Here is a 14,326-nt window from a genome sequence, read left to right on the forward strand (position 1 = left end):
GGAGATCTCAAAATTATTTTGCTTAAAAGTATTAAAAATAAAATTATGATTCAATCTGTATACAGATTAAAAATCTTATCCAGAAAAAAATATTTAGTAATTTCTGACATGTTGATAATTTCTCCTATTTTGATTCAATATTGTCTATAAAGTATAGTCTCTAGCCATTTCCATTAAAGCTCCTTGTCCTGCCATTAAATCTAGAAATTGACAAGCATCGCCTACCAATACAACGACGTTTTAGTATCAATTCAGCATTTTAATTTGTGTTAAAGTGTACAAAAAACTTCTTTAGTTTAAATCTCCTATCTAACAGAAACAAAAAGACACTCGTCGTTTTATCCAATATTTTGTAATAAATATGTGATTCGAGATTTTTTACTGTAATTTTCTTTCAAAATTTATAACATTTCCATTTTTTTCAAAATTGATTTTTAAAAGTTTATTAAAAAAGTACTGATTTTATTCTAATTAAAAGAGCTAGATCACTTATATGAGATCACCCATTCATTACGGGTCGTTCTAGTTATTTCAGAGTCAGAACACTGTTTTTAGAAAAGTTTGATAACATTAAAAATGAAAATGATCCATCTTATACTCACCAGAATTACTAAGAATCCTATGATTGAGAGTAATAATTTTTAAATCAAACAATGAATAACAAATGCAGATAAAGGGACAACAATCCCTCCATCAACAATTAACCCTATTATAATAGGAAAATGGAAATACTAATCGCCGTAAGAAAGATGGGAAAAGAACTCACTGAAATAAGAAATTCAGAAAAATTGGTTGTACTTACTGTATACTTTGGCTCTTCATTATCTTGCGTCAGAAACGATGATAAGGTGATTAGTCCCCATCCCACCACCAACCACATGAGAAAATCCAACTATAATACGATTGGAATGAGAAAATATAATCATTGAGTAGGTTTTTCATCTTGATATTTTATGAATTAGCCGAATTAAATTTTTCACCCAATTAATTTTACGAAATCCTCGATATAAGATAATTACTCCCATTTCAAAAAAATAAATAAAAACAATGGGATTGATAATATTTTCATCTGCTTTTTTAAAAATAAGTTTCAATAATACTACCTATAATTTCCAGAAAAATAAGGTGAAGAAATAAACGTTAATCAATATTTTTAATAATACCTTTTCTTTTTTTATAGAGACTTTGGATCGATTGGCATAATCAGAAACAGCAAAAGGAGTGCTTACTATAATCGCATCAATATAACGTTTGATGATATACAAACCTAAATACCTGTTCCCTTATAAAATTTTTCATAAGATGGCATGAGACGCGAAAAATCCTCAAATAGCATTTTAAATTTATCATTAGGTATCAAACCACTATCTTCTATATTAAATTGAATCGTAATGCTATCTTTTATTTGATAATTCGAAATGATTTTATCTGAAAAATATACGCTCACTTTAAAAAAACTAGTTTCTGTAAATTTTAACGCATTTCTGATTAGGTTTAGCAATATGTTGTCAAGATAGATTTTTATTCCTTCGAGATATTGAGGAACTTATTCAACTATTTATAAGAACAATTTTGATTTTTTGTGATGTACTACTGGTTAAAGCAATTCAATATTGTGCTTTATTAATTTATGTAAATTAAGTACTTCTAGAACTCTAATTTTTTTAACTTATTCTAATCGAAAAACTTGTAAAATCTCATTACAAAATTTTAATAATTCTTTAGTCGCTTTCATAAAAGTTCAGAATCTCGACGAATAATTTTAACGATATTAGATAGTTCAGATAATTAGCAGATAACTTTATTTCTTAGTCAACATTCAAAAGCTCCTAAATCATATCCAAGATCTTTACAATAAGAATGAAAATATCATGGATCATATTAGCGATAAATTTATTTTTCACTTTATTAAATACCTCAACTGCCTATTTAGATTTTCGCATCTCCTTTTCGATATTTTTACGTTCGGTAATATCAACAGAAATACCAAAAATTGAAATAATTTTTCTCTTTTATAAAAAAATATAGAATTTTATTTACGAGTAGATAAAATTCCTTTCTTTATCGATGAGATTTTCTTTCAGATTTAATTTTTATTTTCCTGTTTTTATTATTTATTTTTCTATTTTTTCGTATCTATTAAATAAATCCTTATCCTATCCAAAGTCATAATCCGTTTTATGGATTACTTCTTCAATTGAAGAAAGAATAATGATTTTTTAAGTTATTTTATTGCAAAAGATAACAAAATTTTATATATTTTCAATATAAATAATAAGAAATTTTATAAATGATTCTACCTAAATAGTCGTGTATTTGATCAACACATTGGTCATCAGAAAGACGCTCTAAAATTATCTGATTAGTCACTTCAAATAAAATTTTGGGATTGGTTTTTTAAAAATTGATCGTCAAAATATTTTTTGATAATAGGAACATAAAAAAACCGATTTTATTAATCTGTCTATACAAGTAGTAATATCAGTATAACCAATGTTACTTTTCACAGATCTAAAGACAAAATATTTATTTTTTCTAGTAAATGTTGGTACAATTAGATTAGGGATGTCATTTCAATTAAATCGCCTAAGGTCATTTTGGTCCCATGCGCTTCCAAAAATCTAACATCCTCATCCGAAATATTAGAATTAGTCAGGGTTGACTGAATACAACAATCTTATTCATTCACACTGGATTCAAAATAATTAAGTTTATCGGATCCGTCATTATTGATTCCGTATCTATTAAATAATAGAATAAATAGTATTTCGATCTGAAATAGTGTTTTCCAATTATTTTAAAATAAAAATTCCTATTCCATTTAAAAAAACTATCCCATTAGTGTTATGTAAAAATGGACGACATGCCCATCAGAAAAATAAACACCTTTTATCTCTTAAAAATACCTTTTAATCTGTTGAAGTTCGATGGAAACAGACTTGCTATATCACAATATTGCTTCTTCCTTCAATCAATTCATTACAAGTTTCAATAAAGGAAATAGATCTGTCGAGCAATCTTTATTTAAACTAACAATTTTTCTTTGAAAATTTAATTGATAAGAAAGTTGAGTACTTAAAGTTCTAATACTAGTAGCTATTTATATTTGAAATCAATTTTAATTTTAATTCTATTAACAGGAAAAAATTTCCTTTTTTAGAAAAGAAGATGAATAGTCTGCTTCAATTAATTTAGATTCACTAAATTAAATCAAAAACTATTTCCTTCCACATAGGTTTTTTAGTTTTTTCAAAATTTAATAATCGAATTGGACATTGGAAATCGGAAAGACATTCCAATGATTAAAATTTTTCGTGAGTTCATGCTTCTAAGATATTCCCATCAGTAAATTCTTTATTCAAATAAGAACTTAATTTTTGAATCGGATGATAATTCAATAAACTAGAAAGTGAAAAAACCTTTCAAACGCTTAGATTAGCTTATTTTATTTTAATATTTTAAAACCATGAAAGAGTCTGCACCCATTTTAAATAAATTTTTATTTATATAAATATCGTTCTGAATTTATTTTAGCTTTTTTTCTATAAAAATTAGCATGCATTAAAATATCTTTATTTGCTAAATCTGTCTATTCGACTTCTCTTAATAGTTTTCGATCTATTTTTCTTAAGATAGAAATTTATATCTGATATCTCATTTTTCGGTAATCTCCGTTTCCAAGTTCATGGCGTCCTCATCATAAATTTTTAAAATAAAAATAAGTTGAAAAATATATTTTATAAAATAAAATCTATGAGTCCCGATATATTTTTATAAATTAATTAATTTCTTAACTGAAAATAGATATAATCTTAAATTTAAAGTCTAACAATAATTGAAAAATAAAATTATGGTTGGTCTGAGTTTATGGATGTTAAAAGTTGTCAGAAATATAAAGAAATTAAAAAATTATTACCATCGGTTAACGTATTTCTTACCGTGATGGGGCTACTTATTGGATTTGATATCCGTCAGAAAATATTATTTTTCATAGAGAATTTTCTCTACTTATCGATCTTGAGAGCATCATGATTCCGTATATATCAGAAAAATTACCATTATGGAAATGATACTTATTTTCTATCACAGCAAAAATAAGAAAAAACTAAATTTTTAATTTATATTTCTTGAAAAAATAATCGTTGAAAGCAAGTCGATAGTTTAGGATCAAGAAGGCACAGATGAAATGTTACTGAAACGAGTAAATCAATATATTGATACATTTTATAATAGGAAAATTTTAATTGAAAGAGAAGTCAATCTCCTGAACTATTGCGAGAATTTTATTTATGGATTTAAGTAGATGTATAAAACTCTTCTAAATAATAAACACAATCTTAATAATGATAAAATCGAATTATATGAGTTTAAAAATATGAAGACCCAGATTATTTTTAGAAATAAAACTAATTACTTTTCTAAAATTTTAAATAATTATCACTTAATATTAATGTATGATAGAGATGTATGATAGAGAAAAAGAAAATATTATTTTGATAAATTAAAAATAACGCATATAATAATTTAATTTATTTGAGCAAAAAAAGAATTAAAATACAGCGATATTCTTTATTTTTATACATACAATGATAGTCTAGAAATTTATAATAGTTCTGATCACCTCATTAAGACTTCAATTATTAAGACTTCTATTATAATCAATAGCTTTGAGCAAACTAAAATTTAATTAAATAATTGGTTTTCAGAAAAATATTGCGAAACACAAGTTAATATCATTAGATCTTATTTTGAAGCAGCTTCATTAAACGAAAATAAGCATAAACCTGAACACTCATATTTTAAACTTATAAAAAATAAAAAAAGAACTTAAAAAAACAGAATTTACTCAATTCATTCAAAACAACTAGAAGTATTGAGTCTCAAAAAATATAAAATCTGGACAGAATATTTTTTCCTTGTATACAGAAGAATTCCAAAAATTTTTATAACCAAAGATGACAGATATTAATTTATACTACGGATTATCGAGTATTATACTTGATTTTAATTATGAATGAAAGTTATTAAATAATTTCGATGATATTGAAATAGTCCTTTATTTTTTAAACAGTTTAAGTACTACCATCTCAGATAAAAAATCTAATTTTTAACGACTGTTGGAGCTTTTTCAAGATTGGGTTGAATAATCTATGTGTTAAAATATTTTTATTACTGGTTAGATAAAAAATCATTAAAATTAGATATCGTCAGATATCGATCATTGTTGTAATCATTTGTTCACAATGATACTCAAAGATAATCATTTTTATATCATCAGCGGCATTGCTTAATCTTTGCTAGCGTTAATCAATGCTCAAAAACTTATAGTGCCCAGAAAATTTGATCTTCTTAAAAAGATGTGCGTTGATCACTTATTGGACAGTACAACGATCCTCAAATTCTTCCCAATTCCATAAAAAATCCGATCATGAAAAAGCAATTATTAGGATTTGTCCATCGTATATCTAGAATTATTTATGCATTCGATCGATATGATCAAATTAATCCTAACTATAATGGTTAAAAAGTGGATTAAAAAGCAATAAGCTACTAATATTCTTATTTTTCGAAAGAATATCAAGGCTGGCCAGATCTTCGTGAATGTAAATTTAAACGTGAATGTAAATTTAAAAAAGAACTCATTATCCACACCACTAGTGTCATAGCACAACTGGAATAGCTCTTTCTAAATTAGCATTATCAAAAAGATAGTAAAATAAGAAAAATAGTAGCTAAATTAAATTAGCTTGCCAGAATATTTATCAAAATGGATTCCGTAAATATATAAACTTATGTCATGGTGATTTAGGCGACTTAGAATTTATCCTTACAAGAAAAGAAGATTATTTAACTCCTCTTGAGACAATCTTAACAAAAATTGAGAAAACGCCATTAGTACAGGTATTCCTAGCAATCACTTTTACCGCTAGTTTGATGACAGGAATCTCCAGGACAATTTATATGATACTTAAAGTACTTTATCCCCATAAGATTCCTTCAGTGTTATTGTTGGAATAAAATACTCTTCAGCTAACTTCTTTTAAACTTGACGAAAATTCTTTGTCATAAAGAGTTTTCGGGATCTAAATCTTAGCTGGCAATTATTCCTTAAAAAGATCAACATATTTTCTTCAAATCAATAAAACAATTACCACCGCTTCCAGAATTTGAAATTCGTAAATTCCATTGGTAATTTTGCTTGTACTTACCAGATGAAGCTGGCGTCCAAAGAGACGTTCAACGGAGTAGGAACTTTTTATTTTCCAGTACAATAAAAGTCCTGACCCGATTGGAATAATATTCACAAACGTTAGTCAATCTCTCATTTTGAAAGAGAGGTTGGGTGTATAGGTTGTTTTGATTTCTATGAATAGAAAGGTAGACCCTTATCTGGGCTAACGACATCTCGCACATTGAAGATTAAAGAAACATTTTGCATTGCTGGGATGTAACAAGGATTTCAATTATAAATATTACATCAAAAATCAAAGTCACTGTTTGGTTGAAAAAACTGCTTAACGGCAACGTCACCAAGACTATCTAAAAAAATAAAACCTTTCGCATTACTTAATTGTGGACTACCTTAGTTTCTAAAGGAACTAATTAGTGAGATTTTATAAGATCCAAACTATAACAGCGGCCCATGCTAACAAGATATGGAATAGTATTAATCCGTTCGTAAGAGGAGGATGATTGCTATTATCCCCTCTCCCAGGAGAGGGGGAAGTTGAGGAAGCCTCAGAGAAGAATTACGATTTAACCAATTAACAATCACATTTACTAAACTTAAATAAATTTACGAGGTCTACCTCGTTTTTTGTGTATTTTGGGGTCGACTATTTTTGTTCCTTCTTTTTGCCCCCTTATAGTGAGTAAGACTGATTTTTTGTGAGGACGGCCACGTCTTTTAGCTATCTTTCCTTTCGTTGCCTTAGCCTTTTTAGCCTCAGCTAACTGTTTTTTGATTTTAGCTTCTATTTTTTTTAACTGAAGTTTTAATTTTTTAACCTCCAACTCTGCTTTTTTAATAGTACTAGATTTGGCTGGTCTTGGCATTTTTCTTCCTCTTAGTTAATTAAAAAACTGCTCTCCCATTCATTTATCTTACTAAACTATTTATTTAAGTTGTTCAAAAGTTGTTTAAGTGGACGAATTTTAACGATATTTCGATCCGGTTTGGATTTAGAAGTCATCGCCTCACCTGTAAATGGATTAATGCTATGGCGCGCTTTTGATGCAGGTTTACGCTTAATTGTGCATTTTGCAAGCCCTGAAATCACAAATTTACCTATCCCACCCTTCTTTAGATGCCCATGAGTCAAATCAGCTAGTGCTTCAAACACTTTAGATACTTGCTTTTTTATAAGTTCAATTTTTTCCGACAAGTGAGTTAAGACCTGTAGCTTCATCATTCGTTCTTTAACAGCCATTATTTTTGAAGTCAGTGACTTTTCTTTTTTCTTCGTCAATTGAATTTGAGAAGTTTTCTTTTTAGATGGCATATTTTCACCTATATTAAAAATTTTAGATGCTCAAATTGTAAGGAAATTTAAAAAGAAAGCAACTTAAATTTGAGTAATGTCCTAATTTTTATTTGAAAAATCTAGAATTTATTCGTCTTCATCTAATAAAGGCTTCCTTTCTACTAATTTCGGGATGCAGAAAACAGTTTTTTAAAAAACAGTATTTGCAAATACTTCATCCAACCAATGCAAAGCAACTACATTAAAAAATCAGGGGTTCCAACTTAGCAATGCGTTCCCTCGCACCTTCGAAATTTTAAACCTCACAGGAGGAGGTTACTGATCCGGATAATACCCCTTCACAAAAGGCTTTAAATTGACGCTCCGCTTCTTCAGTTTTCCCTTTCCCTACTATTGATAAACAGGGACATTGAATATTTGCAATACTTTCTCCTATTTTAAATTGTTTTAAGTAAATGAAAGTTTCTCTAAAGGTCTTTTGACTAAATCGAGTCATTAACACATCATACATTTCTTTAATTGAAGAGGGGGCATTATATCATCTGGGATATGAGGAATATTATCGCACGTAAAATTTTCTGAGGAGGAAGATCATCAGGATCGGAATTTTGAAAGGCTACTATGTAGCTTTTAAAATCTACAATAGGCGAATCAGCAATTAATAATGCTTTAATTCTGGGTTCATGTGCTGCAGCACGTGTTACAAAATACCCACCAAAACTAATTCCTATAAGTGCCAGCTTTTGCGGATCAATCGAGATTTTTTGGTAACAAAATCTACTACATTCTTAACAGTATTTTCAACATCCGGTTCAAAATAGGTATTATGAAAACGAAAGACATCCATTTGGCCGGAAAGAGTGAAAATTAAAATATTATACTCACTTTCAAAGGCAGCACACGGCCACATATTAAATATTCTTCCTCAAGTGTGCTATCGAATCCACTCGCAATTAATAATGTTTTTCTTTTTTGGGTTGTTTTATCAGGTATCATGAAACACAGGAGATAATTTTTTCCCTTATAAGGAAGCATATTTTCCTCAAAGGAATGAGACCATATATTTCATAGCCTTAATAAAACAAGCCCCAGAATGTAAACCCAATTCTTTATGCTTTGGCTTCAGGCAAGGTGTATAGTATTCTGCTGCAAAAAAGGAATTACATGCCTTAAACCATTGGTCACGAGCACTTATACTGTATCTTTTAGTTTCCCGTTGATCCCCAGTCTTCCATTTTTCAAAGCGCAAGGTTAGAAAAAACTTCAACCTATGACCGAAGGTCTTTGATCTTCGATCATTCACCCCATGGTCGCAAACACTTCCCCCAGCTGAAGTGCCTCCGTAATTAGCTGAACCTAATTGGCAAATCAATTGAAAATCCATTTCCCCATCTCGGAAAGCCTTGAACTTTTGAACCATGGCTAATTTCACTCATTGTTCACTCCTTTTATTGGAATTATATATTATGAATCAATAAGTTATTCCTGACTAGGAATTTTAGAATAAAGTCAATCAAAAAGAAAATATGAACTAGAATGGAAGATACTAATCATCTTATCTGTGCTATTCTGTGCTATACTTTATCGTATAATTTAACACTTGAGAAGCAGTCATGCCAACTTATTTATTCAAACTAAGGGAATTATAAATTAATCTTGCTCGTGTTTGGTGCTTTATTTCTAGTCAGCATAATGAATGTAGCTTTAGCGGGATATTACTACTCCATCAGCTTCATCAGCCAAACAGACAAACCCATAATTTTGAACTTAAAAGCAAGGGTCTGTACAGAAAGCGGACTGCCTAACCAAATTATTCTGTGAGAATGGGAAACTAAAAATTAGCAATGGGATACCAATGCCTCCTTTTTAGGTGATTGTTATGGTGGCAATTCCATTCTTTAGTTATTCTATTTCCTCACAAGAAGAGGGTACCAACTACAAGATAATAATACAAGATGATGAGCCTGCAAACTGAAACTACAGAATTTTGGTATGGAATTTTGGTATGATAGGTATCTGGAAAAAAATCGTAGTCAGTTAAGTAACCGAGTTATTTTAACGCAACATGAAAATGAGGGAGTCACTCTGATACTTTACGGAAAAGTAAATCCCTCTCCGCCCCCCTTATACGGACCGGGAAATTAGTGACATTTTCGATAAAAATGCTGAGCTTTTTGTTAATTCGAATTAGAAATTCTGTTAAACGATAAGCATCATTTATAGGTACCAAAAGGGAAAAATAATGAATGGAAATCTGTTAATTGCAATGAAAGCACATTTAAAAGCATGGTTTAATTTCGCTGAGAAAGAAGTTTATTCTCAAGTATCAACCCACGTCGAATGGTTGTCCGGCATATTAGAACTATGCAGATTTATGAATTTACCAAAGAAAATAACTTATTATATTAATGACACACATGGACATTCAACAATAGTATGATCTTACTAATCTACTCTACCGTACTAATCTACCGAAAGCAGTTTTATGCTTTTTATGTTCTGAATATGAATAAATGTTGCTGGAAGGATCGGTGGAATAAAACACTATAGAGAAATTTAATCAAGAAGCCAGTTTTTATTGGAATAAGTTACCTCAAGAGATTCAAGCTATCTATCTTCTCTCTGATACAAATTTTTCAATAAATACTCTTCCAAATTCATTTAGACTAATAGAAGTTACTTCCCATCTTTTAGAAAGATTAATTATTTGCAAGAGCAATTATCATCAAAGTTTGGGAAATAATTCATTGTAGTCATAAATTTTAAGACCTATTTAAACAAACACAGAATTTTCCCTTTCTTCGCTCCCTTTCTTTGCTATTCACGTGACGTTGAGGGCAACTTAACCTTACTTTCCTGCTTCGATTTTTCTGCAAGTTGTTTAATATTAGTTAGAATTGGGGTTTTCCTTTAAAAGCCTTGCCATATAAGACAAATTATGAGCCATATAGTGAATTTCCATTATTTGTATACGTATGTTTGTCGCCTCTGGCGTTTATATAACTCGGTCCTGGACCGGCATCTCTCACCCAATAGCAGTTCCGAATTTGGAGAAATGGTGCAACCTAAATATGACAAATTAAATAAAATGGTTCCCGCTGTTTTCGTGAGCTTCGTCTTCATTTCCAATTACAATAACACCAATCTACCTTGCCATAAAAATGAAATTGCTATCTTTCCGAGTCAGTTTCTTCATAAGTGCCATCCAATCGTTCGATATAATTATCTGTGCAACAGAAGAACGAACACCAAACCAAATGGATATATTCGATAATAAATATGTCGCATCACTTAATTTTTTTAAGAATGGCTGGCCACTCGAATCGGAAGAAACACTAAATTTAATTTTATGATCCACCACTCGAACGATTTCACAACTAAAATCTAAGGTTTTTAATATCTCACAGACTTTATTAATTAGAGCTTCGGTTTCGAAACTGTAGGAGAATATTTAAAGTGTACAATTCAAGATAAAGACTTTTAAAGTCATAATCGATCCTCTCCTGCGGTAAGGGGGAGCTGATTAGCCTAATCATTCAGTTTAAATACACTATTCGGAATCTCCCATAGGTTGGCGTTTTAGTAAAATGAGTTCCCGTATCGACTTTACTAAATTTTGTACCCGGTGCTAAATTGTGTACCCGGTGATCGATGCACTAAATAGCAATAATAATCAGAATAATACATGTTAAAAAAATTTTTCAAAAGAGGAAAAGTTTTTTGTAAAAATCATAAGCTACTACATCCCCCAATAAAATTATTGGGCTTATAGCAACCAATCCTACTCCAATCCTTTTCTTTATTTTCAAATTGCCATGACTCTTTCTCAGGGAAAGAGCATTCTCCACCATTTTTTGATAAGTGGTGGCTTCTTTTTCAGTAATATCGGGATTGCTTATGTTTTTGGTCAGTTGAGCTACATTGGCATCAATGAGCTTCTTGTCGTAATCCATTATCTACACACCGTCTTCCTTCCTAATTAATCGTTTCATACCCTATGTGCCTCCTTGAAGCTCATTATATCTTGCTCCAAGGACTTTCTAGCTTATAACTCTAAGCGGACATTTAGATAGCTGTTAAATGGAACGTCGATTTCCTAATTTTTTATAAAAATCAATAACTTATTTTTTATCCATTTCATACGGCTTTCCTTGGCTATCGGTCATGAGATCTGTTAGCATTACCAAACCTTTTGCATTGGTCACATCGTAAACGCTTCGAACTAGAAGACCATACCGCCATCCTTCAGTAGATTCATCAATTAAAGGCTTATCCCATCCTGAGAAGCCAGCCAAATACCCCTTTTGCCATATAAATCATTTTTTGAAGCTTCATACCAGACAATTTGCGATCAGGAGCCCCTAATTCCATGTTCCGTTTGATAAAATAATTACCAACCACCAAACTTGAATAGGTTTTTTCCATTTTATACATTTCTTCCCCTAAAAGTATTATTTTAAATAAATGAAACTGACTACTTGTGTAAAATTTATCATAAAAAAGCAAAAAGTAATCAGAAATTAATAATTTCCTACCAAATTAGGTTTATCATAGCTATCTAGTGGCATGAAGATAAACCCTACTCACTCAAAGATTCACACCGCTTTAAATAAAAGCAAGCTATTGTATCTTCAGGATATTTCTTATCAAGATTTTTATAGCCTTTGTAGGCTTTTTCTATGTTATTAATTACATAAGCTTCGTAGGCAGAAAAGTCATCTCACTTAAATCAATCTGCCTTTCAGTCGGATATAAAGGATCCTCTAAAGAATATCAACTTGAAGAGGTCGACTTTGAAAAAATCTAGGATTCTCCATCGCATAACGAATTTACGTATTCCATTTTTTAAGAATCATCTCTGTAAAAACTTCTATCGCTTCCAAAAAGGAAATGTCTTGAGAAGGCACTGGCCTATTTTTATTATCTTTTTGTAAGCTTTTAGCCCTTTTCTCTCCTACCTTTAGACTCCCGCCTCATCTTTTTCCTATGATTTGGTCCATCCATGTTATTACTCCTAATCTCCAACCCTCTATCTTAGTTTTACCATTTAGTCCAAATCTTTATTTGATTACAACTCATCGCTTAAAAAATTTATATAAGTTATTGATTTAAATCACTTAATATTGTAAATCCTCTAGAGAGAGAGAAAATCCGTATTAATCTGTTACTCACTTATTCAAAGTGGAATATACCCTTGGGAATCTTAGATTCGCAGAATACTCATCAGGAGATCTCATGAAGTACGTCACTCTATCTTCAGGACAAAGTTTTCCTCTTCTTGACCTTGGCTTGGCACTTGGAAATTTCCAAATGAAGAGCTTTGTACATCTATCCATAAAGCAATCAAAATTGGCTGCCACCATTTTGATTGCGTGGGGGACCGCGCGGCCATCTATCTCAATGAAAGAACCATAGGGAAAGCTCTCAGCAACGCACTTAAGAATGGAAAAGTAAAACGTTAGAAATTATGGATTACTTCGAAACTGTGGAATAGCGATCATGCACCAGAAGGTATTGAACCAGCCTGTAAAAAACATTGGAAGATTTACAGCTCGATTATTTAAAATTTATATTTTTAATACATTGGTCCATAATTCAAAAGTATTCAGTGGGATATAAGCTTTCTGAAAATGCCAAAGATTACATATCTCTGAAAAGTTTATCTCTTAGTACCACACATAACAAGCTATAAAAGCTTTATTTTCCCAAGAATTAACTAAGTTCTATTGGAGTATCTAATTTTTCTATTTTTAAATTAAGAAAAATATTAAATCACGCTTCGATTAAAAACTATAGTGAATCAAGTAGAAAGTCATCCATTCTTAGCACAAGATAAACTTCTAAGTTTTTGCTAAGAACATAAAATCGTTATGACCGCTTATTCGCCATTGGGTTCAGGAGATCGACCCCAAGCTCTCAAAGATGAAAATAACCTTTCTTTAATTGCTAATTTTACTATTAACACAATTTTTAAAAAGCATAATACTACGACACAGCTCAAATTTTAATTGCATGGCAATTAAACCGAATCATTGCTGTTATTCCTAAGTCAGTAAATCCCGTTCAACTGCAAGAAAACTTCGACTCTCTCAAGATAGAATTAACATTGGAAGAGATGGAAGCTCTCCAGAAATTCAATATCAACCATCGTTTTATTGATGGAAGCATCTTTACAATGAACGGATCCTCCTATACTCTAGAATCACTGTGGGAACTAACTTCTTTATACAATCGATTACGAATAAAACGAATTAGAGCGAAATTAATGAAAGTCTTCGAGACAATTTTGCTCATAATTGTTTCTATTGGCGGGGGAATGCTCGCTTTACCTATAATATCTAGTAGCTACTGAAGGTTATTATCATTCAATTATTCTTTTTTAGGTGCTCGGACAGTTACTGTTTTAGCTGCTTTCTATATTTTAGAAGTTAATTTATGGCTTCCTAAAAATACCAATTTTATTTCTATTTGACCCCATTTGAGTGCTTTACCTAGCGCAAAGCAATTAAACTGGTGTCATTAACGGTAATGGTTTGATAGTGATCAATTTCATAGAATTTTATATACGGCGAATACGTATTGAGGATGAAGTATGGACTCTGAATAATAGAAACGGGCGTTGCTGTTGGAAGAAAATAATAAATAGTGGTGCCAATTAAAAAAGTAATAAGCATCGTTATAAAAAATTGATATACCTGTTTTTTATCAAATCAGAATAAAATTAGAGGTTCCAGTAAGATTTCAAAGGCTAAAAATTTGTATGTCCTCATACCAACAGCTCTTTAATAAAGAGATGTTTCTGTGGTCCATTGCAAGAGTGTGGTGGTGTTAAACCTCAAGAC

At 30.6% G+C, this 14,326-nt stretch carries 14 protein-coding genes; 3 read left to right on the plus strand and 11 right to left on the minus strand.

The features are described 5' to 3' along the window. Window positions 1–1,267: 1,267 nt before the first annotated feature. Together MRH55_RS07865 and MRH55_RS07870 are read right to left on the minus strand one after the other, a co-directional pair. Window positions 1,268–1,501 (minus strand): ATP-binding protein, encoded by a 234-nt coding sequence (locus tag MRH55_RS07865; RefSeq protein ID WP_369421078.1) that lies wholly within the window; start codon window positions 1,499–1,501, stop codon window positions 1,268–1,270. A gap of 1,053 nt (window positions 1,502–2,554) precedes the next feature. After that, complete coding sequence (locus MRH55_RS07870; RefSeq protein ID WP_369421542.1) at window positions 2,555–2,668, minus strand: hypothetical protein; 114 nt, start codon at window positions 2,666–2,668, stop codon at window positions 2,555–2,557. Between the two features lie 3,116 nt (window positions 2,669–5,784). On the opposite strand from MRH55_RS07870, the gene MRH55_RS07875 reads away from it, so the two are divergent. Beyond that, window positions 5,785–6,018: a hypothetical protein gene (locus MRH55_RS07875; protein WP_369421544.1), complete on the plus strand. Its 234-nt coding sequence runs from the start codon at window positions 5,785–5,787 to the stop codon at window positions 6,016–6,018. 768 nt (window positions 6,019–6,786) lie between these two features. On the opposite strand, the gene MRH55_RS05780 is transcribed toward MRH55_RS07875, so the two are convergent. The 5 genes from MRH55_RS05780 to MRH55_RS05795 form a co-directional block, all read right to left on the minus strand. Continuing rightward, window positions 6,787–7,014, minus strand: coding sequence for a hypothetical protein (locus MRH55_RS05780; RefSeq protein WP_304985277.1), 228 nt, complete (start codon window positions 7,012–7,014; stop codon window positions 6,787–6,789). A 98-nt stretch (window positions 7,015–7,112) separates the two neighbouring features. Then, a complete protein-coding gene (locus MRH55_RS05785) occupies window positions 7,113–7,502 on the minus strand; it encodes an HU family DNA-binding protein (RefSeq protein ID WP_304985278.1) in 390 nt (129 codons plus the stop codon). Between the two features lie 277 nt (window positions 7,503–7,779). Then, a complete protein-coding gene (locus MRH55_RS05790; RefSeq protein WP_304985279.1) occupies window positions 7,780–7,995 on the minus strand; it encodes a hypothetical protein in 216 nt (71 codons plus the stop codon). 22 nt (window positions 7,996–8,017) lie between these two features. Next, window positions 8,018–8,245, minus strand: coding sequence for an alpha/beta hydrolase family protein (locus MRH55_RS07880; RefSeq protein ID WP_369421546.1), 228 nt, complete (start codon window positions 8,243–8,245; stop codon window positions 8,018–8,020). Between the two features lie 281 nt (window positions 8,246–8,526). After that, window positions 8,527–8,904 (minus strand): hypothetical protein, encoded by a 378-nt coding sequence (locus MRH55_RS05795; RefSeq protein WP_304985280.1) that lies wholly within the window; start codon window positions 8,902–8,904, stop codon window positions 8,527–8,529. Window positions 8,905–9,726: 822 nt separating this feature from the next. Between MRH55_RS05795 and MRH55_RS05800 the strand changes: the two genes are divergently transcribed. After that, entirely contained in the window at window positions 9,727–9,924 is a 198-nt protein-coding gene (locus tag MRH55_RS05800) for a hypothetical protein (RefSeq protein ID WP_304985281.1), read from the plus strand. A 1,261-nt stretch (window positions 9,925–11,185) separates the two neighbouring features. Here MRH55_RS05800 and MRH55_RS05805 read toward each other — a convergent pair. The 3 genes from MRH55_RS05805 to MRH55_RS05815 all read right to left on the minus strand — a co-directional run bounded on the left by MRH55_RS05805 (window position 11,186) and on the right by MRH55_RS05815 (window position 11,909). Then, complete coding sequence (locus MRH55_RS05805; RefSeq protein ID WP_304985282.1) at window positions 11,186–11,437, minus strand: hypothetical protein; 252 nt, start codon at window positions 11,435–11,437, stop codon at window positions 11,186–11,188. Window positions 11,438–11,605: 168 nt separating this feature from the next. Then, window positions 11,606–11,779 carry a hypothetical protein gene (locus tag MRH55_RS05810; protein ID WP_304985283.1) on the minus strand — a complete coding sequence of 58 codons (174 nt, stop codon included), beginning with the start codon at window positions 11,777–11,779 and terminating at the stop codon, window positions 11,606–11,608. Further along, the gene (locus MRH55_RS05815) at window positions 11,754–11,909 is read right to left on the minus strand and encodes a Panacea domain-containing protein (protein WP_304985284.1); all 156 of its coding nucleotides are present in this window, start codon (window positions 11,907–11,909) and stop codon (window positions 11,754–11,756) included. The genes MRH55_RS05810 and MRH55_RS05815 overlap by 26 nt, the downstream gene beginning before the upstream one ends. Before the next feature lie 1,615 nt (window positions 11,910–13,524). On the opposite strand from MRH55_RS05815, the gene MRH55_RS05820 reads away from it, so the two are divergent. After that, window positions 13,525–13,836 carry a hypothetical protein gene (locus tag MRH55_RS05820; protein WP_304986152.1) on the plus strand — a complete coding sequence of 104 codons (312 nt, stop codon included), beginning with the start codon at window positions 13,525–13,527 and terminating at the stop codon, window positions 13,834–13,836. Between the two features lie 139 nt (window positions 13,837–13,975). Here the strand turns inward: MRH55_RS05820 and MRH55_RS05825 are convergent, their stop codons facing one another. Continuing rightward, window positions 13,976–14,158, minus strand: coding sequence for a hypothetical protein (locus MRH55_RS05825; protein WP_304985285.1), 183 nt, complete (start codon window positions 14,156–14,158; stop codon window positions 13,976–13,978). Window positions 14,159–14,326 lie beyond the last annotated feature (168 nt).

Source organism: Coxiella-like endosymbiont (genome assembly GCF_030643785.1).
Taxonomy (GTDB): Bacteria; Pseudomonadota; Gammaproteobacteria; order Coxiellales; family Coxiellaceae; genus Coxiella.